Here is a 23,334-nt window from a genome sequence, read left to right on the forward strand (position 1 = left end):
CCATGCTGATCGACAGTCATTGCCATCTTGACTTTCCGGATTTTGGCGCGGAACTTGATCAGGTGGTGGCGCGCGCCCGCGCGGCCAATGTGGGCCTGATGCTGACCATCTCAACCCGGCTGGACAAATTCCCGCAGGTGCTGGCGGTGGCCGAGCGCTTTCCCGATGTGTATTGCACCGTGGGCATCCATCCGCATGAGGCCGACGACCATGTGGATGTGGCGGCGGCCAGGCTGATCGAACTGGCGCAGCATCCGAAAGTGGTCGGCATCGGCGAAACCGGCCTGGATTATTATTACGAACATGGCAGCCGGGCGGCGCAGCAAAGCTGTTTCCTGGCGCATATCCAGGCGGCGCGTGAAACCGGCCTGCCGGTGGTGATCCATACCCGCGATGCTGATGACGACACGGCCGAGATCATCGACCAGGAAATGCAGAAGGGCGCCTTCAAGGGCCTGCTGCATTGTTTTTCATCCGGCCATGCCCTGGCCGAGCGCGCCGTTGCGCATGGCATGATGGTGTCCTTCTCCGGGATCCTCACCTTCAAGAATGCCAAGGCGGTGCAGGCCAGTGCCGCCGCGCTGCCGCTGGATAGCCTGCTGGTGGAAACCGACGCGCCCTATCTGGCGCCGATCCCGCTGCGCGGCAAACGCAACGAACCGTCCTATGTGGCGCATACCGCCGCCTATCTGGCGCAGTTGCGCGGCATCGGCGTGGCCGAATTGCAGCGGCTGACGACTGCGAATTTCCTGCGCCTGTTTGACAAGGTGCCGGCTGCGGCGGTCGGGGCGCAATTGGCGGCATGAAGGCGGTCATTCTCGGCTGCGGCGGCTCGGTGGGGGTGCCGCGCATTGATGGCGCCTGGGGCGCCTGCGATCCCAACGAGCCGCGCAACCGGCGCTCGCGCGGCTCGATCCTGGTGGAACTCGATGATACCCGCATCCTGGTGGATACCAGCCCGGATCTGCGCAGCCAGTTCATTGCCAATGGCCTGCATTGGGTATCCGCGGTGGTTTGGACACATGACCATGCCGACCAGACCCACGGCATCGACGATATCCGCATCCTGGCCTACACGGCGCAGAAGCGGGTGCCGGCCTGGGGCGATGATTTCACGCTGAACCGCCTGTTCAAAAAATTCGGCTATTGCTTTGAGACCATGGGCGGCTATCCGGCAATCCTGGAACCCTGCCGCATCGACGGCGATTTCCAGATCGGGCCGGTGCAGGTGAAGCCGTTCCGTCAGGATCATGGCGGCATGCATTCGCTTGGCTTCCGCTTCAACGATGCGCTGGCCTATTCCAATGATGTGGTGGGCCTGGACGAAGCTGCCTTTGCCGCCCTGGCCGGCGTGAAGGTGTGGGTTGTTGATGCGCTGCGCTACAAGCCGCATCCCACCCATAGCCATCTGGAGCAGACGCTGCGCTGGATCGAGCGGGTGAAGCCGGAACGCGCCATCCTGACCAACATGCATATCGATCTGGATTACGCCACGCTATGCCGCGAATTGCCCGCCGGTGTTGAGCCAGCCTATGACGGCATGGTGATTGAATGCTGAAAACCATCTGGTCGGTTTCCGAACGCGGCGCGGTCGGCATGCAGAATCAGGCCCTCGGCCTGGGTGAAGCGCTGTTTGCCGGCGGCGGTTTCGAGGCGCCGCGCAGCATCGAAGTGGCGTTCCGCAAACCTTATACCTGGGCGCCGATGCATCCGGCTTTTGCCAGCTTGAAGGCGCTGAGCCGGGACACCGCCGCATCGATCGCCGAGCCCTGGCCCGATCTGCTGATCACCTGCGGGCGCAAATCCGCCCTGCTGGCCCTGGCGGTGAAACGCGCCAGCCGCGGCCGCACGGTATGTATTCATGTGCAGGATCCGAAAGCCGAGCCGCGCCATTGGGATCTGCTGATCGTGCCGGAACATGATCGTTTGCGCGGCGCCAATGTGCTGGTTTCAAAAGGCGCGTTGCATCGGGTTACCCGGCTCAAATTGTCCAGTTCAGCCGCGGCGTTGGCGCCGCAACTGGCGCATCTGCCCAAGCCGCGCCTGGCTGTGCTGGTTGGCGGCAACAACCGCTACTACACGCTGGATCAGGATTGGATGACCGGCTTTGTGGCGCAATTGCGCCAGGCCGCCATTGCAGGCAATTGGGGCGTGATGGCCACCATCTCGCGCCGCACCGGCGAGGCCGAAACCAATATCCTGCGCGGCGGCCTGGCCAGCCTGCCCGGCGCCTATCTGTGGGATGGCAGCGGGCCGAACCCGTATTTCGGCTTTCTCGGCCTGGCCGATGCGATCCTGGCGACCTGCGATTCCGTGTCGATGATCTCGGAAGCCTGCTCCACCGGCAAACCGGTCTATGTTGCCCGGCTGCCCGGCAAGTCCAAGCGGTTTGACGCCTTCTTTGAAAATCTGCGCCGGCGCGGCTTGATCCAGTGGTTTGATGGCCATCTGGCGCAATGGGAAAACAGCCGCCTCGACGACATGGATCATATCGCCGATCAGGTGCGCCAGCATTTTGGCTGGCAGCCCAGCAGTGGCAGCCTGACCTGACACCGGTGGCTTTGATCTTGCTGGTGCAGCCGGCTAGAATGGCCGCCATGCTGCGCCGGCTATTTATCTGCACACTGCTTATGTTTTGCTGCACCGTGCTGCCGGCGGCAGCGCAGGACAGCCTGCTGCTGCATTACCGCTATGTGCGGAACTACATTCCCGATCTGCCGCGCAAGCGCGAGATGAACGGGCTGTACCGCAATCAGATGATCGAGCTGCGCGACGAGATCGTGGCGGCCAATCATCACGGCCATGAAATGCCGTGCTCCTCGCAAATCCTGGAGGAAGCACGCTGGCTGATGAATTCCACCGGCAACCGCGCCGGGGTGGAACGCCGCCTGGCCGATCTGCGCGCCAGCCTGAAGCATTATGACCAGTCGTATGCCTTTGAGCAGCAGCCCGGCGATGGCGGCTGGGGCCGCTGTTTCACGGCTTGGTATTTGCGGCTGCATGCCAGCGTGGACCCGCTGAAGGAAATGCTGGTGAGCGGCACCGCGCCACGTCATCCATTCCGTCTGCTCGAACCGGTCAACACGCCTGAGAAGATGCGGGCCTTGCTCAAAAGCATGCTGGTTTCCGATCTGGCCGCCGATGGCAATGATCACCGCAAGGAGCTCAATCTCACCATCACGGCGCTGGCGCAATTGCTGTTCCTGCCGCGTATGGAAACCGTGTTGCCGCATGACCTGCCGCGCGATGCGCTGGCGGCGGCTTTGCGCGATTTTATTGATAATGAATGGCAAGACCCGGATACCGGCTTCTGGGGCGCCTGGTACAAGGTGGGTGACGAAATCCGCCGCACCAATGACCTGTCGATCACGTTCCATGTTATCAGCTACCGCCAGGATTCGCCGCCGCGCATGCGGCAACTGGCCGACACGCTGTTTGCCATCCGCACCCAGCGCTACCCCTATGGTTGGCGCGACCAGGGGACGCAGAACAATCACCATGCCTATGACGTGGTGCGGCTGCTGCGTCGCGCCTGGCCGGAAATGACCGAGGAGCAGCGCCGCCGCTCGGAGGCCGAGTTGGCGATCATGTTGGCGCGTTCGCTCGGCGTTTCCATCGATGATGGCGGGCGGTTTGTTGACGAACCCTATAACAGCGTTGCGGAGGCGTATTATTTCGGCGTGTCGTTCCTGGACGAAATCGGTTTTTTCAGGAAAAGCCAGCGTTTCTGGACCCCGCTATCGCTGACCGACCCGGAATCACTGCGCCAGGCACTGATCGGCAATATCTCAAGGCTTGATCCGGCCAATCCAATGGCCTCGGCTGCGATCCGCAAATTGCAGGCACGGGATTGAGCTAGGGTCCGCACTCTAAGGCCCGAACCAGAAGCGCGGCGGCAAATCAAGAAAGCGCGGGGCGGGCAGGCGGCGATGCCGCAGCCAATCGACAAGACGAAGTACAACAAAACGCCATTGCATAAGCACCGCCTCCTTGCGGCGGCTTCTGCTTAGGCCATTCAGTAGTTTAATAAAATTTGATTTATCAAACAATATAGTTTTATATATCTAAACAATGAGCCAGACCAATCTTGATCTCGACCTGTTGCGCAGCTTCATTGCCATTGCCGATGGCGGCAGCTTTGCCCAGGCTGCGCGGCAGGTGAACCGCAGCCTGCCGGCGATCAGCCTTCAAATGCGGCGGCTGGAGCAGAGTGTGGAGGCGGGGCTGTTCCTGCGCGAGGGCCGGCGCATGCGGCTCAGCGATGCCGGCCACAAGCTGCTGGATCATGCCCGGCGCCTGATTGCGCTGAATGACCAAGCCCTGGCGGCAATGCGGCAGCCGCGCCTGAGCGGCGTGGTGCGGCTTGGCCTGCGCCAGGATTTTGCCGAGCAGCGCCTGCCGGTTGTGCTGGCGCAATTCAGCCGGCAATATCCCGATCTGCGGCTGGAAATCCGTATTGAACGCACCGATGCGCTGCTGGCCGATCTGCGTGCCGGCCGGCTTGATCTGGTGCTGGCGGTGCGGCGCGAGGCAATGGCCGGCCTGCATTATGAAGCCTTGCGTCGGATTCCAGCGGTGTGGATTGCGCGGCAGGATTTTGAATTGCCGCCGGGCAAGCCGCTGCCGCTGGTGCTGTTTGAGGCGCCGTGCAGCTTCCGCAGCCTGATCTTCGCAGCCCTGGGCAAAGCCGGCATCGCGTGGGATGTGGTTTACACCACACCCAGCCTGTCTGGCCTGCGCGCCGCCGTGGCCGCCGGCCTTGGGGTAACCGCCCGCAGCCTGGCTTCCCTTGGCCATGACCTGGGGCCGGCGAAGCGCAGCTTGGCGCTGCCCAAGCTGGGTGATCTGGAAATTGGATTTTACAGCACGGGGCGTGATTTGGCGGTGCCGGGGCAGGTGCTGCGCGATTTGCTAAGCCAAGCCATTAGCTGATGCACTAGCGCATGCGGCCGCGCATCACTTCCATACGGTCCACACGGTTGCGCAGGTCGGCAATCTCGGCTGCCACAATTTCGCTATCCACCGCCAGCGAGGTCAGGCCATTGATCAGTGTCATGGTGCGGCGCGCCACTTCGCTGATCTGGGCGTCATATTCCGCCAGCCGGGCGCTCTGGCTTAGCAGATAGGTGTCCTGCTGCTGAAAGCGGGCTTGCTGTTCGGCCTGTAAGGTTGCCATGATTTCCTGCTTGGCCCAGAACGTGCCACCATAAGCGCCGCCCAGGCCGCAGGCGGCGGCGATCAATGCAGTGACAAGCAGTCGGGGCATGCGGCTAACTTCCAGCAGATGGGCCAAGGATTGCGCTGGCATTCTATGTAGCGCAAAGCAGGTTTCACGGCCATCATACTGAAGCAGGGCGATCTTTGGCTCTTTTTGCCGGAAAACCCATATTCCATATTTTCCATAATATACATTATCCGATATTTAGATATGTATTGCAAAAGCCGGCTGCCGGCTACCTTCCCGATTTTCCGATGGCCGTCGATATGCTATCGGTTGTCTGTATACGTCACAGCGCAATTTGTATTGGGCCGGAGATCCACAGTGACCATTGTGCTGCGTAATCTGCGGCGGATCGTTCGTTTTTACCGCAGCCTTCAGCATAAATACCACCTGACCCGCGACAGCTTTTCCCGCCTTGGCTGCCTGCTGGCCGCGCGGCGCAAGCTGTTGAGTGCAGCTTTGCGCGCCGCCTTACGCCAGCGCAGTTTGACCGCCGCCCTGCATGTTTTGGAACAGGATGATGACGCCGCCTGGCTAGAATTCCTGGGCGCTGCCTGCCGGCGCTTGGGCTGTCCGAACCATGCCCGGCGCCTGCTCGACCGCGCTGTGCGGCAAGACCCGGAGCGTGTTTCGGCCTGGTGCGAATTGGCCGCAGCGGGTGTCCGGCAGCCGCCCGAGGCGCTGTTTCCATCGATATTTGTCTACCATCATCTGGGGCTTGGCGATCATATCATCTGCCAGGCTCTGGTGCGGCATGTCGCGGCTGAACATGGTTCTGTTGGGCTGATGGTGCGCCGCTCCTATCTCGATTCAGTGCGTTTCATGTATCGCGACGATCCGGCAGTGCGCTTTTTGGTGGTCCGCGATGACCGTGAGGCCGAGGCGTTTCTGGATTTCTGGCCCGAAACACGACGTATTCGGATCGGACACGAAAATCTGAATATCTCAAAAGTTACTTTTGCTGAAAGCTTCTACAACCAGTTGGGGTTTGATTACGCCCGCCGCTGGGATGGGAGCATCCGACGCGACCCGGCGCGCGAGGAAGCTTTTTATCGCCGTGTAATTACCCAGCCCGGCCCGTTTATTTTTGTCCACGAGGATCCCAGGCGCCGCTTCGGTATCGATTTGAGCCGCCTGCCCAAGGGCGTGCCGATCATCCGTTCGCAGCTTGGCCTGACCCCGAATATCTTCGATTATGGCCTGGTGCTGGAGCGTGCAGCGGAAATCCACACCATTGACAGTTCTTTCCGCCATATTGTGGATACGCTTAATCTGACCGGGCCTCGCCTGTTCCTGCACCTCTATGCCAAGGGCGTGGATGTGCCGGCCCGGCTGCCCTGGACCATCCTGACCTGACCCCGACTAATCCACGCCGGAAGTCCTGCCCATGCCCAGCACCACCGCTCTGCAAGAGTTGCTTTCGATCATGGCGCGGCTGCGTAATCCCGATGGCGGCTGCCCCTGGGACCTGGAGCAGACCTTTGCCACCATTGCGCCCTACACCATCGAGGAAGCCTATGAGGTGGAGGATGCCATCGCCCGCAACGACATGGCGGCGCTGAAGGACGAGCTTGGCGACCTGCTGTTGCAGGTGGTGTTTCATGCCCGCATGGCCGAGGAAGCCGGCCATTTTGATTTCAACGACGTGGCGCGCAGCATTGCCGACAAGATGATCCGGCGCCATCCGCATGTCTTCGGCGATGTCTCGGCCGACCGGCCCGAGACAGTCAGCACCAATTGGGAGGCGATCAAGGCGGCCGAGCGTGCCGCCAAGCCGGCCGAGCCGGATGGCATTTCGCCTGTTCTGGCTGGTGTCAGCCCGGGCCTGCCAGGCATGACCCGGGCGGTGAAATTGCAGAACCGGGCCGCAAGGGTTGGCTTTGACTGGCCCGACAAGGCGCCTGTAATTGATAAAATTAAAGAGGAATTAGAAGAGCTTGAGCAGGAAATTGCATCTGATGGAACAGATAAAATAGCTGAGGAATACGGCGATTTTCTTTTTGTTGTTGCAAACTTGGGTCGTCATCTTAAACTTGATCCGGAAGATGTTTTGCGCCGGGCAAATCGTAAGTTTGAGAATAGATTCAGCAAGATGGAATCTATTTTGCAGAAATCAGGCAAAGTTCTGGCGGATTGCGACCTCGCCACCATGGATGTTGCTTGGAATCTGGCCAAACTTGCTGAAAAAACCAAGTGATTCTAATCAGTTATAAAACAACCCGCCTTATTATGGCCGCAGAATGGCCGCAGCAAAACCGCTTCAGCGGCCAGGAATGAACACATCGCAGGGTCAGCTTGATTGGCACCGGTTCGCGGCACCCGCCCGGCCGGTATTGATAAGCAAAGGAGACCCTACCGATGCACAAGATCACTCATTATGCCGTGCTGGCTGCCTCGGCCCTCGCCCTGCTGGCTGCCGCGCCGGCCAGCATCCGCCCGGCCAATGCGGCTGATATCCTGCCCAATTGGGAACAGGTTGAAGGCAACTGGAACCAGTTTGCCGGCAAGGTCAAACAGCGTTGGGGCAAGCTGACCGATGACGACCTGACGGTCATCAACGGCAAGCGCCAGGAACTGATCGGCAAGGTGCAGGAACGCTATGGCATCGCCAAGGGCGAAGCCGAGAGCCAGGTGAAGGATTGGGAAAAGAGCGAGATGCTGAAGCCGAAATCCTGATCGGCCAGTGATCCACGCGCCATCCCACCGTTAATTTCACACTCATTTTCGGAGTAATATCATGAGCAACACATCCGCGCGTATTGACGCAAAGATCACCGCCATCCTGCCGTCCTGGGAACGTATTGCCGGCAACTGGAAGCAGTTCTCCGGCTCGGCCAAGGAACGCTGGGGCAAGCTGACCGATGACGATCTGGCCATGATCGATGGCCGCCGCGAGCAGCTTGCCGGCAAGATCCAGGAGCATTACGGCATCATCAAGGATCAGGCCGAGCGCCAGGTCAGTGACTGGCTGGAAATGCAGCATCGTGCCGAGCAGGTCGCCAAGAAGGCGCCCGGCACGCCGAACCAGCTGTAAGGAGGTACCGGATCATGGCACGTACCACCGCTACCAATCGCGGCGCCGAAACCGATCTGCGGGCGCTGCATAGCCAGGTGGCTGAGCTGGGTGACCAGCTTGGCAGCCTGCTCACTCAGGTCAAGCAGAATGGCGGCCAGCTTGCCGAGGCCGAGCTGAGCCAGTTGCAGGAAAAGCTGACCGGCCTGCTCGACGACGCCAAGGACAAGGGCCGCGAGGCCCTGGCCACAGTTGAGGAGACCGTGCGCGAACGGCCCGGCACCAGCCTGCTGGCAGCCTTTGCCGTGGGTGCCGTTCTCACCGGCCTGTTGCTGCGGCGATGAGTTTGCCGCTGCTTGGTCTTGCCCTTGAAGGCTTCAAGGCCGCCAGTTCGGCGCGGCAGCGACGGCGTCTTGCCGTCGTTGCCGTGGCCGGCACGGTGGGGGCCTGCGCCCTGCTCGCAGGCCTGCTGCTGCTTGGTTGGGCGCTGTTTCTGGCCTATGGCGGGCTGATGCCTTTGCCGCTGGCCGCCGCCGCTGCCGCTTTCAGCTTGCTGGCTTTATCGGGCCTGGCTGGCTGGCTGGCCTATCGCTTGCGCCCCAGCCCGGCCAATGACATGGCCGCCATGCTGGCCCAGGCCGAGCCGCTGATCCGTCAGCATCCCGGCACAGCCCTGTTGGCAGCCATAACCCTCGGCGGTCTGGCCTCTATTCTTTTGAAGCGCTAAACCGCCTCAGAACGGGATTTCGTCATCCAGGTCGTCGCGCCGCGCCGGGGCTGCCGGCCGGCCGCCGCCACCGCCAGCAGCGCGACCACCGCCGTAACCGCCACCACCACCCATGCCGCCGCCATCGCCGTAATCGTCCCCGCCGCCATAGCTGCCACCGCCGCCACCGCCGCCCATGCCGCCGCCTTCGCCCCGGCCATCCAGCATGGTCAGTTCGCCGCGATAGCGTTGCAGCACCACTTCAGTGGTGTATTTCTCGGCGCCGGACTGGTCGGTCCATTTGCGCGTCTGCAACGAGCCTTCGAGATAGACCTTGGCGCCCTTCTTGAGATATTGCTTGGCCACCTTGACCAGATTCTCATTGAAGATCACCACGCGGTGCCATTCGGTGCGCTCCTTGCGCTCGCCGGAATTCTTGTCGCGCCAAGTCTCTGATGTGGCAATGGAAAGCTGGCAGACTTCATCGCCATTCTGCATCGAGCGGACCTCCGGATCCTTGCCCAGATTGCCGACCAGGATCACCTTGTTGACGCTGCCAGCCATGGCCTCGCTCCACTATTTGTTTTCTGATATGTTCTTGAACTGGTCTTGTATCATCTAATCAGCGTATAATGGAAGACCTGTAGCAAAAAATCATCTTTTCTCCCCAGATCGAGCACCCCATGCAGAAGACCATTTCCGTCCGAGGCGCCCGCGAGCATAACCTCAAGAATGTGGACGTGGATATCCCGCGCGACAAGCTGGTGGTGCTTACCGGCCTTTCCGGCTCGGGCAAGTCCTCGCTTGCCTTCGACACAATTTATGCAGAGGGTCAAAGGCGTTACGTGGAATCGCTGTCGGCCTATGCGCGCCAGTTTCTGGAGCTGATGCAGAAGCCCGATGTGGATCATATCGACGGCCTCAGCCCGGCGATTTCCATCGAGCAGAAGACCACCTCGAAGAACCCGCGCTCCACTGTCGGCACCGTCACCGAAATCTACGATTACCTGCGCCTGCTGTTCGCCCGAATCGGCGTCCCCTATTCGCCCGCCACCGGGCTGCCGATCGAGAGCCAGACTGTGAGCCAGATGGTTGATCGGGTGATGGCGATGCCGGAAGGTACCCGGCTTTATCTGCTGGCGCCGATGATCCGTGGTCGCAAGGGTGAATACCGCAAAGAATTGCAAGACTTGCAGAAGCGTGGTTTCCAGCGAGTCAAGGTTGACGGCAAGCTTTACGAAATCACCGAAGTGCCGGCGCTGAACAAAAAGCTGAAGCACGATATTGAGGTGGTGGTAGACCGCATCGTGGTGCGGGATGGCGTGCAGACCCGGCTGGCCGATAGTTTTGAGACCGCCCTGGGCCTGGCCGATGGCATCGCCATTACCGAAAATGCCGATGCCAAGCCGAACCCCGCCAAGCCCGATAGCGAGGAAGGTGAACGCACCATCTTCTCGGCCAAATTCGCCTGCCCGGTCTCCGGCTTCACCATCGACGAGATCGAGCCGCGCCTGTTCTCGTTCAACAACCCGTTCGGCGCCTGCCCGGTTTGCGACGGCCTGGGCAACAAGATGTATTTCGACGCCGCCATGGTGGTGCCGGACGAGAATCTGACCCTGCGCGAAGGCGCCATCGCGCCCTGGGCCAAATCCACCTCGCCCTATTACCAGCAGACGCTCGACGGCCTGGCCAAGCATTACAAATTCTCGCTCACCGCCAAATGGCGCGAATTGCCGGCCAAGGTGAAGCAGGTGCTGCTGCAAGGCTCGGGCGAGGAAATTGTGCCGATTGCCTATGACGACGGCATGCGCAGCTACACCATCAAAAAGCCGTTCGAAGGCGTGGTGCCCAATCTGGAACGGCGCTGGCGCGAAACCGAAAGCGACTGGGTGCGCGAGGAGCTGGAGCGGTTCCAGTCGGCAACGGCCTGCGAAAGCTGTGGCGGCCACCGCCTGAAGCCGGAAGCCCTGGCGGTCAAGGTCGGCGGCAATCATATCGGCCAGGTCTGCGAGCGGTCGATCCTGGAAGCACGGCAATGGTTCCTTGATCTCACCGCCGCGCTCAGCCCGAAGCATCAGGATATCGCCGCCCGCATTCTCAAGGAGATTAACGAAAGGCTCGGCTTTCTGGTCAATGTCGGCCTGGATTATCTCACCCTGGCGCGTGGCTCCGGCACGCTCTCGGGTGGTGAAAGCCAGCGTATCCGCCTGGCCTCGCAGATCGGTTCCGGCCTGACCGGCGTGCTTTATGTGCTCGACGAGCCGAGCATCGGCCTGCATCAGCGCGACAATGCCAAGCTGCTCGAAACCCTCACCTATCTGCGCGATATCGGCAATACCGTGCTGGTGGTGGAGCATGACGAGGAAGCAATCCGCACTGCCGATTACGTGATCGATATGGGGCCGGCGGCCGGTGTGCATGGCGGCGAGATCATCGCCGAAGGCACCCCCGCCGATATCATGAAAGCGCCCAAATCGATCACCGGGCAGTATCTTTCCGGCAAGCGCTTCGTGGCGGTGCCGGCCAAGCGGCGCCAGCGGGTGCTGAACAAGACCGTGCGCGTGGTGGGCGCCAAGGCCAACAATCTCAAGAATGTGACGGCCGAATTCCCGCTTGGCCTGCTGACCTGCGTTACCGGCGTTTCGGGCGGCGGCAAGTCAACGCTGACCATCGAAACATTGTTCAAGGCGGTGTCGCGCAAGCTGAATGGCAGCCGCGACATTCCGGGTGCACATGACCGTATCGAGGGCCTGGAATGGCTCGACAAGATCATCGACATCGACCAGTCGCCGATTGGCCGCACGCCGCGTTCCAACCCGGCCACCTATACCGGCGCTTTCGGCCCGATCCGTGACTGGTTTGCCGGCCTGCCGGAAGCCAAGACCCGGGGCTATGCGCCGGGCCGCTTCTCGTTCAACGTCAAGGGCGGCCGCTGCGAGGCCTGCCAGGGCGACGGCCTGATCAAGATCGAGATGCACTTCCTGCCCGATGTGTATGTGCAATGCGATGTCTGCAAGGGCAAACGCTATAACCGCGAAACTTTGGACATCCATTACCGCGACAAATCCATCGCCGATGTGCTCGACATGACGGTGGATGACGGCGTTGAATTCTTCAAGGCGGTGCCGACGATCCGCGAGAAACTGCAAACGCTGCAACAGGTTGGCCTGGGTTATATCAAGATCGGCCAGTCGGCCACCACGCTATCGGGCGGCGAGGCGCAGCGCGTCAAACTATCCAAGGAATTGTCCAAGCGCGCCACCGGTCGCACGCTCTATATCCTGGACGAGCCGACCACCGGCCTGCATTTTGAAGATGTGCGCAAGCTGCTGGAAGTGATCCATGCCCTGGTGGATACCGGCAACACGGTGATTGTGATCGAGCATAATCTGGAAGTGGTGAAAACCGCCGATTGGGTGATTGATCTTGGCCCCGAGGGCGGCGATGGCGGCGGCATGATCGTGGCTGCCGGCACGCCGGAGGATGTGGCCAAAGTGGCGGAAAGCTATACCGGCCGTTATCTCAAGGAATATCTCAAGCCGGCCGAAAAACGCAGCCTGTCGGATTTGCAGGCGGCCAAGGCCAGCCCGAAAAAACGCGCCGCCGCGCGCTGAATTGATTGAACAGGAGAAAGCCATGCTGCCGCGTAAAATGCTGACCCTTCAGGATGTGCAGGCGATTGCCGCCGCTGCCCAGGCCGAGGCCGAAAGTAATGGCTGGAAGGTCAGCATCGCCATCTGCGACGATGGCGGCCATCTGCTGCATTTCCAGCGCCTGGATGGCGCGCCGCTCACCACCATCGCCATCAGCCAGGGCAAGGCCAGGACCTCGGCTTTTGGCCGCCGTCCGTCCAAGGCGTTTGAAGATATCATCGCCAATGGCCGCCATGCCTTCCTCTCGGTGCCGGATCTGGTGCTGCTGGAAGGCGGCGAGCCGATCCTGGCCGATGGCATCTGCATCGGCGCGGTCGGCGTTTCCGGCGTCACCTCGGCGCAGGATGCGCAGATCGCCCGCGCCGGGATTGCTGCACTCGGGTGAGCCGGATGGCGGCGCCGCGCCCGAAAAAGGTCGATCCGGCCTATCTGGAGCGTGCAGCGCTGTATTACTTGGAGCGTTATGCCTCATCGTCGGCCAATCTGCGCCGGGTGCTGATGCGCAAGGTGCAGAAGCGCAGCTTCGGCAGTGAAGACGGCGCCCCGCCGGAGGCTGCCGCCTGGATCGATGCCCTGATCGAAAAGCTGACCCGGCTCAAGCTGCTGGATGATGCCGCCTATGCCGAGGGCCGCACCCGGCGGCTGTATGCCGAGGGCAAGTCGCTCGGCCGTATCAAGCAGACCCTGGCGGCCAAGGGTATCAGGAGCGAGGCGGCGGAAGCGGCTTTGGACAATCTACGTGAGGAATCCGCCGAACCGGTTTCCGACCTGCCGGCAGCCATCGCCTATGCCCGCCGCCGCAGGCTGGGGCCTTTCCGCACTGACGCTGAGACCCGCCGCGAGATGCGGCAGAAGGATATGGCGGCGCTGGCGCGGCGCGGGTTCGCAAGCGATGTGGTGCGACGTATAATCAATGCCGCGAGTATCGCGGATGTGGAGAGTTTGAGCGATGACTGAGATCAAGCCTGTTCATGTTGTGGGTGGTGGCCTGGCCGGTTCGGAAGCGGCCTGGCAACTGGCCCGTGCCGGCCTGCCTGTGGTGCTGCATGAGATGCGCCCCGAACGCAAGACCGATGCGCATCAGACCGATGGCCTGGCCGAACTGGTCTGTTCAAATTCCTTCCGGTCCGACGATGCCGACAATAACGCTGTCGGCCTGCTGCACGAGGAATTGCGGCGCTGCAATTCAGTGATCATGGCGGCGGCCGATGCCAACAAGGTGCCGGCCGGCGGCGCGCTGGCGGTGGATCGGGACGCCTTCTCGGCCCAGGTGCAACGCAGCATCGAGGCCGAACCGCTGATCCAGATTGCGCGCGGCGAGATTGCCGGCCTGCCGCCCGAGGATTGGGATAGTGTGATCGTGGCCACCGGCCCGCTCACCTCGCCTGCCCTGGCCGAAGCCGTGCTGGCATTGACCGGCGAAAGCAGCCTGGCCTTCTTCGATGCCATTGCGCCGATTGTCCACAAGGACAGCATCGACATGTCGAAGGCGTGGTTCCAGTCGCGCTACGACAAGGTTGGTCCCGAAGGCGATGGCGCCGATTACATCAACTGCCCGATGACCCGCGAGGAATACGACGCCTTCATCGTGGCGCTGCTGGCCGCCGAGAAGACCGAATTCAAGGATTGGGAAAAAAATACGCCCTATTTCGAAGGCTGTTTGCCGATTGAGGTGATGGCGGAACGCGGCCCGATGACCCTGCGTTTCGGCCCGATGAAGCCGGTTGGCCTAACCGACCCGCGCACCGGCAAAAGGCCCAATGCTGTGGTGCAGTTGCGCCAGGATAATGCACTCGGCACGCTCTACAACATGGTGGGTTTCCAGACCAAGATGAAACATGCCGAACAGACCCGGCTGTTCCGCATGATCCCGGGCCTGGAGAATGCGCAATTCGCCCGGTTGGGCGGCATCCACCGCAACACATTCCTGAATTCACCCAAGCTGCTGGACACGCAATTGCGCCTCAAGGCGCAGCCGCGCTTGCGCTTTGCCGGCCAGGTCACCGGTGTGGAAGGCTATGTCGAAAGCACCGCCATCGGCCTGCTGGCTGGCCGCATGGCCGCAGCCGAGCGGCTGGGCGGCCTGCTGGCGCCGCCGCCCAACACCACGGCGCTGGGCGCATTGCACAGCCATATCACCGGCGGCGCTGATGCCAAGACCTTCCAGCCGATGAATGTGAATTTTGGCCTGTTCCCGCCGCCGGCCGAGGATGTGAAACGCGATGGCCGCAAGAAGGCGTTGAGCCAGCGGGCGCGGGCTGATCTGTCGGCCTGGCTGGGCGAGCGGCAAGCGGCTTGACCGATGCGGTGACAGAGCGCCGCGTCACCCTGCTTGGCGCCAGCAGCCGGCTCGGCCGGCCATTGCTGCGGCATCTACAGGCCAATGGCTGGCAGGTGATCGCGGCGGCGCGCAGCCCGCACAAGCTGGATGCGGCATGGCAGGCCGAGGCGCGGCCTTTCCGGCTGGAAGACATGCCCAGCCTGCAAGCTGCTTTGGCCGATGCCGGCGCGGTGGTGAGTTGCCTTGAGGTGCAGCACGCGCCGCAGGTATTGTCGGCCCTGCCGCTTGGCCATGGCGGCCGTGTGGTGATGATCGGCTCCACGCGCATGTTCACGCGGTTTCCCGATGCGCTGGCCGCTCGGCTCAGAGCCGGCGCCGATGCCTTCCTGCATAGCGGCAAGCCCGGCCTGCTGCTGTTGCCCACCATGATCTATGGCGCCGAGGACGATCTCAACACCCGGCGCATTGCCGCCTTTATCCGCCGCTTTGGCGTAATCCCGCTGCCGGCCGGCGGCCGCAGCCTGGTGCAGCCGGTGCATGTGGCGGATGTCTGCGCCTGCATCGAGGCCGCCTTGCTGCGGCCGGAAATTGGTGGCGAAAGCATCGTGGTGGCCGGGCCGCAGGCGGTGCGCTACCACGATTTTGTGCGGTGCATCGGCGCCGCTATTGGTCGCCGGCCCCTGGTGCTGCCGGTGCCGCTCGGCCTGATGCTGGCATTGGCTGCCCTCACCCGCCGGCTGTCTTTCCTGCCCAGTGTGCAGCACGATGAAATCCTGCGGCTCTGCGAGGACAAGGCTTTCCCCATAGAAGCCATGCGGCAGAAACTGGGCGTGGCGCCAATGCCGCTGGCCGAGGGATTGCGGCGCAGCTTCCCGCAGGCGTGATTTTTTGGGTTGTCTCTTGCGCTGGCGGCAATTCATCCCCAACTTCTCGCCTGTGACGGATCAAACTGCACCAAAATGCCACCCCAGAATGCTACTGGCGGGTGGCGGTAGGATGTGCAGCACGATGCCGGATACAGGGAGACAAAAATGCGTTCACGCAGCTTCACCATGCTGGGCCTTGGCCTCGCACTCGCCTTTGCTGCCGTGTTGCTGCCAGCGGGGCCAAGCCTGGCGCAAAGCGGCACCCAAGGCTCGCGCGCTGCCTCCAATGCCTCGGCGTTATCCGCGCTCGGCGCTGGATCGGTGGTGGCCGGCAGTATTGAAAGTGTTGCGGCTTCGGGGAAATTGACCGTGGAAGCCATCGAAACCACCGCCGAAGGCATGGTGCTGGTGCTGAAGACCGCCGGCGCGGCGGCCAGCGAAGCCGGCAAAGTGAGTGTTCGCATCGCCAAGGATGCCGGCGGCGCCGCCTCATTGGTTGTCGGCGCAGCCGTTGACGTGGTGAGCGAAAGCGCCGGCTATGCTTTGCTGCATGCCGGCAAGCTGATCGCCTTTATTCCAAATGAACTTGGCCGCAGCATGGTGTTGCAGAACAAGCGCTGATCGCCATGCGATTGCTCAAATTTGCCTTCCTGCTCGGCTTGCTCTGGGCCGTGCAGGTCGCGCCGGCGCAAGCCGGTGCCGGCTGTAGCGAAAAAGCCCTGGAACTGACCCAGATTCGCAACGCCTTCACCATGGCGGCGCGCACCCGGGCCTATGTTGAGCAAAGCGGCGCCAGTCTGGTTTTGGTGGCGCGGGTTGGCACCGATCTTTCCGAACATGGCCTGCGCTACAGCCATCTCGGCGCCTTGTTGCGTGATCATCCGGCCGGGCCGTGGCTATTCGTGCACCTGCTGAATGACTGCGGCACCGGCAATTCGGCGATCTATGACGAAGGCCTGGTGAACTTCTATCTGGATGATCCGCTGGTCTATGAAGGCGTAGTGCTGATCCCCACCCCGGCTCTGCAAGCCCGGCTGGCCAGCCTGTTTGCTGGCGCGGCGGCAACAGCATGGCACAATCCGGCCTACAGCATGATTGCGCGGCCCACGGCCACCAAATACCAAAATTCCAATCAATGGCTGCTGGAATTGATTGCCGTGGCCCAGGCGCCGGATGGCAGCCTTACCAGCCGCGAGCAGGCGCAGCGGTATTTTGTTCAGCAGGGCTATCGCGCCGACACCATCCGGATCAGCGATTTCCGCCGGTTTGGTGCCGGCATTGCCCGCGCCAATGTGCGCTTTGATGATCATAGTGCCGAGGAAGCCAGCAACCGGCGCTATGAAGTCGCCAGCGTGCGCTCGGTGGCGCGCTATCTGGAGCATACCCGCGCCCTGATCGACAGGGCCGTTATCACGCTGGACCGCCCGCCGCAGCCGCCACGCGATTATTAGAGCCTGAAAGCGGCGATTACTGTCTCAATGGGCAGAAATAATGATCGGCTGTCTTCGGGGTATTCGATGAACTCGGCGCAGCGGAGGTAGAAGCGTTTTGCTGCTTCATCCTTGGCTTGAACCAGCACGGCGCCGATACCTATGCTTTGAGAGGCAATGGCAATCCGGCGCAGCGCATCCGCGAGAATGTCTGCGCCGAGCCCCTTGCCCGCATGATTGCGATCCACTGCCAGACGCCCGATCACAGAGATAGGAATCGTATCTGGTGCGTTGCGCCGGATTTTGCCGGGTGCCGCAAGGCGCTCCACAGCTCCGGCCGAGATGCAGAAATAGGCGACAACCACGCGGCTCTTGCAAATGACATAAGTCCGCGAGAAGCGGCTTTCATTCTTCAAGGCCCGATGGCGCAACCAATCATTCAGTGCCGGCACACCGCAATCGAAGCTGGACAGGTCATGGTCTGAAGTTAGCGCTACTGGAGCAGAAAGATCAGGCTCAGGAACATTCTGGCGCATGTGTTATTTCTGCCATGCCGGAACCCGGCGCAGCAGGGCGCGCAATTTTGGTCCCGGCGCAGGCGGATTATCGAGAGCGTGCATAAACGCATCATACCGATCAGAATCCAGCACAAACAGCCGTTGATCCAGCAGCACGTCTATGGCTTGCCTGCGGGCGCTGTCAACCATGAATTCCGTGCGGGTTTTGCCGAGGATAGCTGCTGCGTCATCGATGAGTTGCCGGGTGCCGCTCTCAATCCGCAGGTTTATACTGCCCTTCGTATCGGCAGCCAACGACCGTTCAGCCGCGACCACTGCCGCACGAACAGGGCTTTCTGCTGAGGAAGTGCGAACTTTTGCCATGACTCAGGATATTGTCATCGTATCCACAATGTCAATACAACATGACCTCAGAACCGCCCGCGCCAGGCGGCCCATAGCAAGGCCAGTTGCTTGCGCGGCTGGGCGATTTCCAGCCCCTGTGCGGCGGGATTGAAGCCGGCGCGTTCCAGGCGCCGCAGATGCAGCGCGGCCAAGGTGAGCGGCAGCAGAGCCGGCAAAGTCTGGCGCGGCACCGGGCGGCGGCGCGCCATCACCAGCAGGCGGCGGGCTTCCAGGCCAATCTGGCGCATCACCGTGAAACTGCGCGGGTCGAGCTGCTGCCGGATCACGGCTTCCCAGGCCAGCCCCTCGCCGCCCAGCATGTCGGCCGGCAGCAATACGCGGCCTTGCGCCGCATGGAATGGCACGGCGCGCAGAATACCGATCAGGCCATAGGCCTGGCCGGCCAGCCGCAGCGTTTCATCCAGCACCGGATCGGGCGTCAGCCCCAGCGCCTGGCTGGCCAGCCGCAGCAAAGGCGCTGTGGTGGCGCCGGCATAATCCAGCAAAGCAGCCAGATTGGCCGGCGGCGCAGATTCCAGATCGGCCTCGCGGGCATCAATCAGCGCCGCCACATCGGCGGCATTCCACTGCGCCGCATTGGCTGCGGCCAAGGCAGCGGCCACCGGATGCTGGCGCGGTGTGCCGGCGCGGATGCCGTCCCAGGTTTCACGCCACCATTGCAGCCGGATATGCCCCAGCATCGGCTCGCTGACCTGTTCGGCGGTGCGGGCGATTTCCAGATTGAAGGCATACAGCGCCAGCAGGCCGGGCCGGGCGGCATCAGGGGCAAAGAGCGCGGCCAGCCAGCGATCCGGATCGTGGCGGCGGCTTTCGTTGTTGCAATATTCAAGCGAATCCTGGGGCATGGCAGCAAGACTATGCGGCGGAAGCCGGTTCGCCGCTACCCCATTCTGCATCGTCAGATTGTGTGCTAGCTTTTGCAAAGGCGACTCACCGCCCCCAAAAGATAACAAGGAGCCGTCGATGGCCAAGATTCTCGAAAATCTCTACCGCGCGCTGGGCGCCGGCATTGTGCTGACGGTTGTTGTTTTCCTGCTGTTGCATCGGAGTGTTGATCAGGTCTTTATCGCCTTTTTTGTGCGTTGGCTGCATGTGCTGTCCGGCATCCTGTGGATCGGCCTGCTGTGGTATTTCAACTTTGTACAAATTCCCACCATGCCGAAAATCCCCGCCGAGCTGAAACCGGCAGTGGGCAAGTTCATCGCCCCTGAGGCGCTGTTCTGGTTCCGCTGGGCGGCTGTGGCCACCGTTGTCACCGGCCTGGTGCTTTCGGTGCTGAACGGCTACGGCCACAATGCCTTCATGCTCAAGGAAGGCAGCCGCACCATCGGCATCGGCATGTGGCTCGGCCTGTTCATGGCGGCGAATGTCTGGTTCATCATCTGGCCGAACCAGAAGAAGGCGCTGGGCATTGTGCCGACTGACGACGCCAGCAAGGCTGCCGCTGCCCGCGTTGCGATGCTCGGCTCGCGCACCAACTTCGTGCTGTCGCTGCCGATGCTGTATTGCATGGTGGCGCAGCAGAATGTTGGCTGACGGCAGGCGATAAGCTGAATGAAAGCCGCCGGGGCACACCCGGCGGCTTTTTTTATGTAACCGGGATCAGCGCCGCCGCGACGGCGCGGCCTTCCATCACCAGCAGATTGTAGGTGCGGCAGGCGGCGCCGGTGCCCATCGGCTCCAGCACAATGCCATGCTGCTTGAGCGCGGCGCGCAAATCACGCGGCAAAGGCGCGATCTCAATGCCACAGCCGATCAGCAGCAATTCTGGGCGCGGCTCGCCCTGCAACAGGGGCGCCAAGCTTTCCAGGCTGATGCCGGCAAGGTCCGGCACAGTCCAGGCCAGGGTCAGGCGCGGCTGCACCAGCACCGGCTGCTGCCAATGCTGGCCATTGATGCGAAAGCCACCATCGCCATAGGCGGCGATGGTCTGCCGGTCGGGGGCGTCCAGGCGCTTGAAATCCACCACGGCGTTGCGCCTTTTGGCTCAGGGCGCCTTGGGCTTTGCGGTCGGCGGCGCGCTCGGCGCTTCCTCGGTGCCACGGCGCAGCTTGTTCTCGCCCAGGAAAAGCAGGATCGGCGCGGCGATAAAGATCGACGACGAGGTGGCCAGCACAATGCCGAACAGCAGCACGATGGCAAAACCCTGCACCGATTCGCCGCCAAACAAAGCCAGCGGGATGGTGGACAGGAAGATTGTCACCGAGGTGTTGATGGTACGGTTGAGGGTTTCGTTGATGCTTTTGTCGATCAATTCGCGTAGCGGCAGCACTTTGTATTTGCGCAGATTCTCGCGCACGCGATCATACACCACCACCTTGTCGTTGATCGAAAAGCCCATGATGGTGAGGATTGCCGCCACCGCCACCAGATTGAACTGGATATCGGTGACAACATAGAAGCCGATGGTCTTGGTGACATCGAGCACCAGCGTGACCACGGCGCCAACGCCGAACTGCCATTCAAAGCGGAACCAGATATAGGCCAGCATGGCAACCAGGGCGAGGCCCATGGCGATCATGCCATCCTTGAACAATTCATCCGACACGGAAGCGCCCACCGCTTCAACACGGCGGATTTCGGCGCCGGGATAGGCTTGGTTCAATGCACCGCGTACCTTGTCTGCGGCACGCTGGGCCGCCGCATCGTCGCCTTCCTGGCGGCCGAGACGGATCAGCACATCCTGCGGCGAGCCGAATTCCTGCAACGCCACCTGGCCAAGCTCAAGCTTGTGCAGGCTGTCGCGCAGAGCCGGGAAATCCGCTGCCTGCGGCAAACGGGCTTCAATCACCAGGCCGCCCTTGAAATCGATGCCGTAATTCATGCCAGGATGAAAAAACAGGATCACCGAGACCAAACTGAGGAAGGCCGACAATGCCAGGCCGATGATGCGGCCCTTCATGAATGGGTAGTTGGTGTTGTCGGGAATGAGGCGAAGCTTGTACATGACGGCCTCCTTACACCGGCAGAATCGTTGCGCGGCTGCGGCGCAGCCAGGTCACCATCATCAGACGCACCACCACGGTGGCGGTGAACATCGAGGTAATGATGCCGAGCGAGATGGTGACGGCAAAACCCTTCACCGAGCCGGAGCCGAGGCCATAAAGGATCAGCATCTTGAGCAAAGTGGTCAGGTTGGCGTCAACAATTGTGCTGAAGGCACGTTTGAAGCCGGCTTCCATCGCCGCCAGCGGCGATTTGCCGAGCTTGGTTTCCTCGCGGATGCGCTCGTTGATCAGCACATTGGCATCCACGGACATGCCCAGCGTGAGCAGCAGGCCGGCAATGCCGGGCAAAGTCAGCGTGGCTTGCAGCAGCGACATGGCAGCCAGCGTCAGCAGCAGATTGGCGATCAGTGCCACATCGGCAAACAGGCCGAACAGGCCGTAGGCCAGCACCATGTAGACCACCACCAGCAAGGCAGCCACGGCAATCGAGATCAGGCCGGCGCGGATCGAATCGGCGCCGAGATCGGGGCCGACTGTGCGCTCCTCCACCACTTTGAGCGGTGCCGGCAACGCACCGGCGCGCAGCAGAACCGCGAGATCGCTGGCGGAAGCAAAGGTGAAATTGCCGCTGATCTGGCCCGAACCGCCCAGGATGGGTTCATTGATACGCGGCGCGGTCAGCACCTTGTTATCCAGCACAATGGCAAACGGCATGCCGACATTGGCCTGGGTGATTTCGGCAAAGCGCTTGGCGCCGGCAGTGCTGAAGCGGAAATTGACAATCGGCTGGCCGCCGCGCGGATCGGTGCCGGCCTGGGCATCCACCAACTGGTCACCCGCCACTTCAACCTTGCGCTTGACCACATAGCGTACCGGGCGGCCGGTGCCGTCGCGGTCGCGGTCGGATTCCAGGATCATCGAGCCGGCCGGTGCCACGGTGGCATTACTGTCGGCGGTCATGTCGAGCAGATGGAAGGTCAACTTGGCCGTGGTGCCGAGCAGGCGCTTGATACGCTCAGGATCATCCACACCGGGCAATTGCACCAGGATGCGGTCGCGGCCTTGGATCTGGATGGTGGGTTCATTCACGCCGGTCTGGTCGATACGGCGGCGCACGATCTCCATCGATTGGGTCACGGCGGCACGGGCACGTTCCAGCATGGCGGCTTCGGAAAGCACCAGGCGCACTGCATTACCTTCCGGCGCGATTTCCACGGTCAGGTCCATCTGACCGCCGCCAAAACCGATCAGGCTGGACTGCACCGGCTGGGCCAGCTTTTGCAGCAATTCGCGTACCCGCTGGGCGGTGCTGGCATCGGGCAGGCGCACCGTCACCGTGTTGTTGCCGGTGGCGGCAATGCCGGTGTAACGCATATTGGCGCCGCGCAATTCAGCGCGCGCACCATCCACCAATGCCTCCAGCCGCTCGCGCAGCACCACGCCGGTATCCACTTCCAGCAGCAGATGGGCGCCGCCGCGCAGATCAAGGCCCAGATTGACCTGATGCGTCGGCAGCCATGAGGGCACAAATTTATCAAGCTGTTCGCGGCTGAACAGGTTGGGCAGGCTGAGCAGCAACCCGGCCAGGCAGACCAGGATGATCGACCACCTTTTCCATGCGGAGAAATAGAGCATCGCTGCCTGCCTTCAGCCTGCAAAGGCCGGGCATTGCCCGGCCCGCAGGTCCATCAAAATCGTCTTGATTACTTGGAGTCGGACTCGTCGTCGCCGGCGCCCTTGGCGCGCACTTCGGCGATGGTGGCCTTCACCACCTTGATCTTGACGCCCTCGGCGATTTCAAGCTGCACCAGGCCGTCTTCCTGCACCTTGGCAACCTTGCCGACGATACCGCCGGAGGTGGTGACCACGTCGCCGCGGCGCACCGCCTCGATCATCGCCTTGTGTTCCTTGGCGCGCTTCTGCTGCGGCCGGATCAGCAGGAAGTAGAAAACCACAAAAATCAGCACTATCGGCAGGAACTGGGTCGCCATTTCGGCGATACCACCGCCCGCGGCCTGCGCGTAGGCTTCGGAAATAAGCATGAGTAGCTCCTCAAGATTCAGCAAAGCCGCCCCTCGGCAGCCCAAAAGGACTGCGATGGCGGCGCGAGAGCGGGACTATAGCCGCGCCGGCCTCGAATGCAAGGATTGGCGGTATTTCAGCCCCCGCCCTTCCAGCCCCCGTGAATCAGCGCCAACCCCCTGCCCGGTTTGGCTTTTTCGATATGGCGAAGGCTGGCCGGATTACAAGGGCGATGTCAGCGGAAGCGCAGCACGTATTTAATGCGCTCCAG

At 61.9% G+C, this 23,334-nt stretch carries 28 protein-coding genes; 19 read left to right on the forward strand and 9 right to left on the reverse strand.

The window, feature by feature from the left end; translation table 11 throughout:
• Nucleotides 1-2: 2 nt before the first annotated feature.
• The 5 genes from KBB36_RS08880 (at nt 3) to KBB36_RS08900 (ending at nt 4,932) form a co-directional block, all read left to right on the forward strand.
• Nucleotides 3-806, forward strand: a complete 804-nt coding sequence (locus KBB36_RS08880; protein ID WP_290978949.1) for a TatD family hydrolase — start codon at nt 3-5, stop codon at nt 804-806.
• Nucleotides 803-1,558 (forward strand): MBL fold metallo-hydrolase, encoded by a 756-nt coding sequence (locus KBB36_RS08885; RefSeq protein WP_290978952.1) that lies wholly within the window; start codon nt 803-805, stop codon nt 1,556-1,558. Before KBB36_RS08880 ends, KBB36_RS08885 begins: the two co-directional genes overlap by 4 nt.
• Nucleotides 1,552-2,550 (forward strand): mitochondrial fission ELM1 family protein, encoded by a 999-nt coding sequence (locus tag KBB36_RS08890; protein WP_290978955.1) that lies wholly within the window; start codon nt 1,552-1,554, stop codon nt 2,548-2,550. The genes KBB36_RS08885 and KBB36_RS08890 overlap by 7 nt, the downstream gene beginning before the upstream one ends.
• 47 nt (nt 2,551-2,597) lie before the next feature.
• Nucleotides 2,598-3,854, forward strand: coding sequence for a hypothetical protein (locus KBB36_RS08895; RefSeq protein ID WP_290978958.1), 1,257 nt, complete (start codon nt 2,598-2,600; stop codon nt 3,852-3,854).
• Nucleotides 3,855-4,071: 217 nt separating this feature from the next.
• Nucleotides 4,072-4,932: a LysR substrate-binding domain-containing protein gene (locus tag KBB36_RS08900; protein ID WP_290978961.1), complete on the forward strand. Its 861-nt coding sequence runs from the start codon at nt 4,072-4,074 to the stop codon at nt 4,930-4,932.
• 4 nt (nt 4,933-4,936) lie between these two features.
• Here the strand turns inward: KBB36_RS08900 and KBB36_RS08905 are convergent, their stop codons facing one another.
• The gene (locus tag KBB36_RS08905; protein ID WP_290978963.1) at nt 4,937-5,266 is read right to left on the reverse strand and encodes a hypothetical protein; all 330 of its coding nucleotides are present in this window, start codon (nt 5,264-5,266) and stop codon (nt 4,937-4,939) included.
• 276 nt (nt 5,267-5,542) lie between these two features.
• Here KBB36_RS08905 and KBB36_RS08910 point away from each other — a divergent pair, with 276 nt between their 5' ends.
• The 6 genes from KBB36_RS08910 to KBB36_RS08935 all read left to right on the forward strand — a co-directional run bounded on the left by KBB36_RS08910 (nt 5,543) and on the right by KBB36_RS08935 (nt 8,961).
• Nucleotides 5,543-6,577, forward strand: coding sequence for a hypothetical protein (locus KBB36_RS08910; RefSeq protein WP_290978965.1), 1,035 nt, complete (start codon nt 5,543-5,545; stop codon nt 6,575-6,577).
• 31 nt (nt 6,578-6,608) lie between these two features.
• On the forward strand, nt 6,609-7,418 hold the full coding sequence (mazG, locus tag KBB36_RS08915; RefSeq protein ID WP_290978968.1) for a nucleoside triphosphate pyrophosphohydrolase: 810 nt from the start codon (nt 6,609-6,611) through the stop codon (nt 7,416-7,418).
• Nucleotides 7,419-7,678: 260 nt separating this feature from the next.
• Complete coding sequence (locus KBB36_RS08920) at nt 7,679-7,897, forward strand: CsbD family protein (RefSeq protein WP_290979039.1); 219 nt, start codon at nt 7,679-7,681, stop codon at nt 7,895-7,897.
• A 61-nt stretch (nt 7,898-7,958) separates the two neighbouring features.
• The gene (locus KBB36_RS08925; RefSeq protein WP_290978971.1) at nt 7,959-8,255 is read left to right on the forward strand and encodes a CsbD family protein; all 297 of its coding nucleotides are present in this window, start codon (nt 7,959-7,961) and stop codon (nt 8,253-8,255) included.
• A gap of 14 nt (nt 8,256-8,269) precedes the next feature.
• Nucleotides 8,270-8,578 (forward strand): hypothetical protein, encoded by a 309-nt coding sequence (locus KBB36_RS08930; protein ID WP_290978974.1) that lies wholly within the window; start codon nt 8,270-8,272, stop codon nt 8,576-8,578.
• Nucleotides 8,575-8,961: a hypothetical protein gene (locus tag KBB36_RS08935; protein ID WP_290978977.1), complete on the forward strand. Its 387-nt coding sequence runs from the start codon at nt 8,575-8,577 to the stop codon at nt 8,959-8,961. The genes KBB36_RS08930 and KBB36_RS08935 overlap by 4 nt, the downstream gene beginning before the upstream one ends.
• Nucleotides 8,962-8,967: 6 nt before the next feature.
• Here the strand turns inward: KBB36_RS08935 and ssb are convergent, their stop codons facing one another.
• Entirely contained in the window at nt 8,968-9,504 is a 537-nt protein-coding gene (ssb, locus tag KBB36_RS08940) for a single-stranded DNA-binding protein (protein ID WP_290978980.1), read from the reverse strand.
• A gap of 119 nt (nt 9,505-9,623) precedes the next feature.
• On the opposite strand from ssb, the gene uvrA reads away from it, so the two are divergent.
• From uvrA to KBB36_RS08975, 7 genes are all read left to right on the forward strand, one after another.
• Nucleotides 9,624-12,554 (forward strand): excinuclease ABC subunit UvrA, encoded by a 2,931-nt coding sequence (gene uvrA / locus KBB36_RS08945; RefSeq protein ID WP_290978982.1) that lies wholly within the window; start codon nt 9,624-9,626, stop codon nt 12,552-12,554.
• Nucleotides 12,555-12,576: 22 nt separating this feature from the next.
• A complete protein-coding gene (locus KBB36_RS08950) occupies nt 12,577-12,978 on the forward strand; it encodes a heme-binding protein (RefSeq protein WP_290978985.1) in 402 nt (133 codons plus the stop codon).
• A gap of 5 nt (nt 12,979-12,983) precedes the next feature.
• Entirely contained in the window at nt 12,984-13,550 is a 567-nt protein-coding gene (locus KBB36_RS08955) for a regulatory protein RecX (protein ID WP_290978987.1), read from the forward strand.
• Complete coding sequence (gene trmFO, locus KBB36_RS08960) at nt 13,543-14,892, forward strand: methylenetetrahydrofolate--tRNA-(uracil(54)-C(5))-methyltransferase (FADH(2)-oxidizing) TrmFO (RefSeq protein ID WP_290978990.1); 1,350 nt, start codon at nt 13,543-13,545, stop codon at nt 14,890-14,892. The genes KBB36_RS08955 and trmFO overlap by 8 nt, the downstream gene beginning before the upstream one ends.
• Nucleotides 14,889-15,758: an SDR family oxidoreductase gene (locus KBB36_RS08965; protein ID WP_290978993.1), complete on the forward strand. Its 870-nt coding sequence runs from the start codon at nt 14,889-14,891 to the stop codon at nt 15,756-15,758. Before trmFO ends, KBB36_RS08965 begins: the two co-directional genes overlap by 4 nt.
• Before the next feature lie 147 nt (nt 15,759-15,905).
• The gene (locus KBB36_RS08970; protein WP_290978996.1) at nt 15,906-16,361 is read left to right on the forward strand and encodes a hypothetical protein; all 456 of its coding nucleotides are present in this window, start codon (nt 15,906-15,908) and stop codon (nt 16,359-16,361) included.
• Nucleotides 16,362-16,366: 5 nt separating this feature from the next.
• Nucleotides 16,367-17,191 carry a DUF2145 domain-containing protein gene (locus tag KBB36_RS08975; RefSeq protein ID WP_290978999.1) on the forward strand — a complete coding sequence of 275 codons (825 nt, stop codon included), beginning with the start codon at nt 16,367-16,369 and terminating at the stop codon, nt 17,189-17,191.
• Here KBB36_RS08975 and KBB36_RS08980 read toward each other — a convergent pair.
• The 3 genes from KBB36_RS08980 to KBB36_RS08990 are packed head-to-tail and all read right to left on the reverse strand — an operon-like array spanning nt 17,188 to nt 18,938.
• Nucleotides 17,188-17,706: a GNAT family N-acetyltransferase gene (locus KBB36_RS08980; RefSeq protein ID WP_290979002.1), complete on the reverse strand. Its 519-nt coding sequence runs from the start codon at nt 17,704-17,706 to the stop codon at nt 17,188-17,190. The two genes, KBB36_RS08975 and KBB36_RS08980, sit on opposite strands and share 4 nt — an antisense overlap.
• Nucleotides 17,707-17,709: 3 nt before the next feature.
• Nucleotides 17,710-18,051: a DUF1778 domain-containing protein gene (locus tag KBB36_RS08985; protein WP_290979005.1), complete on the reverse strand. Its 342-nt coding sequence runs from the start codon at nt 18,049-18,051 to the stop codon at nt 17,710-17,712.
• Between the two features lie 47 nt (nt 18,052-18,098).
• A complete protein-coding gene (locus KBB36_RS08990; protein WP_290979008.1) occupies nt 18,099-18,938 on the reverse strand; it encodes a squalene/phytoene synthase family protein in 840 nt (279 codons plus the stop codon).
• A 118-nt stretch (nt 18,939-19,056) separates the two neighbouring features.
• On the opposite strand from KBB36_RS08990, the gene KBB36_RS08995 reads away from it, so the two are divergent.
• Nucleotides 19,057-19,629, forward strand: a complete 573-nt coding sequence (locus KBB36_RS08995; RefSeq protein WP_290979011.1) for a urate hydroxylase PuuD — start codon at nt 19,057-19,059, stop codon at nt 19,627-19,629.
• A 52-nt stretch (nt 19,630-19,681) separates the two neighbouring features.
• Here KBB36_RS08995 and KBB36_RS09000 read toward each other — a convergent pair whose 3' ends face one another.
• From KBB36_RS09000 to yajC, 4 genes are all read right to left on the reverse strand, one after another.
• The gene (locus tag KBB36_RS09000; protein ID WP_290979014.1) at nt 19,682-20,062 is read right to left on the reverse strand and encodes an Mth938-like domain-containing protein; all 381 of its coding nucleotides are present in this window, start codon (nt 20,060-20,062) and stop codon (nt 19,682-19,684) included.
• A gap of 18 nt (nt 20,063-20,080) precedes the next feature.
• The gene (gene secF / locus KBB36_RS09005; protein WP_290979017.1) at nt 20,081-21,040 is read right to left on the reverse strand and encodes a protein translocase subunit SecF; all 960 of its coding nucleotides are present in this window, start codon (nt 21,038-21,040) and stop codon (nt 20,081-20,083) included.
• A gap of 10 nt (nt 21,041-21,050) precedes the next feature.
• The gene (secD, locus tag KBB36_RS09010; RefSeq protein ID WP_290979019.1) at nt 21,051-22,676 is read right to left on the reverse strand and encodes a protein translocase subunit SecD; all 1,626 of its coding nucleotides are present in this window, start codon (nt 22,674-22,676) and stop codon (nt 21,051-21,053) included.
• A 68-nt stretch (nt 22,677-22,744) separates the two neighbouring features.
• Nucleotides 22,745-23,083, reverse strand: a complete 339-nt coding sequence (gene yajC, locus KBB36_RS09015) for a preprotein translocase subunit YajC (RefSeq protein ID WP_290979021.1) — start codon at nt 23,081-23,083, stop codon at nt 22,745-22,747.
• Between the last annotated feature and the right edge of the window lie 251 nt (nt 23,084-23,334).

It is taken from the genome of Ferrovibrio sp. (assembly GCF_017994015.1).
In the GTDB taxonomy this organism is placed as follows: domain Bacteria; phylum Pseudomonadota; class Alphaproteobacteria; order Ferrovibrionales; family Ferrovibrionaceae; genus Ferrovibrio.

What these genes read in the sequence shown, in the direction of transcription:
- KBB36_RS08880 (WP_290978949.1), top strand. Translation starts at nt 3, where the DNA reads ATGCTGATCGACAGTCATTGCCATCTTGACTTTCCGGATTTTGGCGCG.
- KBB36_RS08885 (WP_290978952.1), top strand. Translation starts at nt 803, where the DNA reads ATGAAGGCGGTCATTCTCGGCTGCGGCGGCTCGGTGGGGGTGCCGCGC.
- KBB36_RS08890 (WP_290978955.1), top strand. Translation starts at nt 1,552, where the DNA reads ATGCTGAAAACCATCTGGTCGGTTTCCGAACGCGGCGCGGTCGGCATG.
- KBB36_RS08895 (WP_290978958.1), top strand. Translation starts at nt 2,598, where the DNA reads ATGCTGCGCCGGCTATTTATCTGCACACTGCTTATGTTTTGCTGCACC.
- KBB36_RS08900 (WP_290978961.1), top strand. Translation starts at nt 4,072, where the DNA reads ATGAGCCAGACCAATCTTGATCTCGACCTGTTGCGCAGCTTCATTGCC.
- KBB36_RS08905 (WP_290978963.1), bottom strand. Translation starts at nt 5,266, where the DNA reads ATGCCCCGACTGCTTGTCACTGCATTGATCGCCGCCGCCTGCGGCCTG.
- mazG (WP_290978968.1), top strand. Translation starts at nt 6,609, where the DNA reads ATGCCCAGCACCACCGCTCTGCAAGAGTTGCTTTCGATCATGGCGCGG.
- KBB36_RS08925 (WP_290978971.1), top strand. Translation starts at nt 7,959, where the DNA reads ATGAGCAACACATCCGCGCGTATTGACGCAAAGATCACCGCCATCCTG.
- KBB36_RS08930 (WP_290978974.1), top strand. Translation starts at nt 8,270, where the DNA reads ATGGCACGTACCACCGCTACCAATCGCGGCGCCGAAACCGATCTGCGG.
- KBB36_RS08935 (WP_290978977.1), top strand. Translation starts at nt 8,575, where the DNA reads ATGAGTTTGCCGCTGCTTGGTCTTGCCCTTGAAGGCTTCAAGGCCGCC.
- ssb (WP_290978980.1), bottom strand. Translation starts at nt 9,504, where the DNA reads ATGGCTGGCAGCGTCAACAAGGTGATCCTGGTCGGCAATCTGGGCAAG.
- uvrA (WP_290978982.1), top strand. Translation starts at nt 9,624, where the DNA reads ATGCAGAAGACCATTTCCGTCCGAGGCGCCCGCGAGCATAACCTCAAG.
- KBB36_RS08950 (WP_290978985.1), top strand. Translation starts at nt 12,577, where the DNA reads ATGCTGCCGCGTAAAATGCTGACCCTTCAGGATGTGCAGGCGATTGCC.
- KBB36_RS08955 (WP_290978987.1), top strand. Translation starts at nt 12,984, where the DNA reads ATGGCGGCGCCGCGCCCGAAAAAGGTCGATCCGGCCTATCTGGAGCGT.
- trmFO (WP_290978990.1), top strand. Translation starts at nt 13,543, where the DNA reads ATGACTGAGATCAAGCCTGTTCATGTTGTGGGTGGTGGCCTGGCCGGT.
- KBB36_RS08970 (WP_290978996.1), top strand. Translation starts at nt 15,906, where the DNA reads ATGCGTTCACGCAGCTTCACCATGCTGGGCCTTGGCCTCGCACTCGCC.
- KBB36_RS08975 (WP_290978999.1), top strand. Translation starts at nt 16,367, where the DNA reads ATGCGATTGCTCAAATTTGCCTTCCTGCTCGGCTTGCTCTGGGCCGTG.
- KBB36_RS08980 (WP_290979002.1), bottom strand. Translation starts at nt 17,706, where the DNA reads ATGCGCCAGAATGTTCCTGAGCCTGATCTTTCTGCTCCAGTAGCGCTA.
- KBB36_RS08985 (WP_290979005.1), bottom strand. Translation starts at nt 18,051, where the DNA reads ATGGCAAAAGTTCGCACTTCCTCAGCAGAAAGCCCTGTTCGTGCGGCA.
- KBB36_RS08990 (WP_290979008.1), bottom strand. Translation starts at nt 18,938, where the DNA reads ATGCCCCAGGATTCGCTTGAATATTGCAACAACGAAAGCCGCCGCCAC.
- KBB36_RS08995 (WP_290979011.1), top strand. Translation starts at nt 19,057, where the DNA reads ATGGCCAAGATTCTCGAAAATCTCTACCGCGCGCTGGGCGCCGGCATT.
- secF (WP_290979017.1), bottom strand. Translation starts at nt 21,040, where the DNA reads ATGTACAAGCTTCGCCTCATTCCCGACAACACCAACTACCCATTCATG.
- secD (WP_290979019.1), bottom strand. Translation starts at nt 22,676, where the DNA reads ATGCTCTATTTCTCCGCATGGAAAAGGTGGTCGATCATCCTGGTCTGC.
- yajC (WP_290979021.1), bottom strand. Translation starts at nt 23,083, where the DNA reads ATGCTTATTTCCGAAGCCTACGCGCAGGCCGCGGGCGGTGGTATCGCC.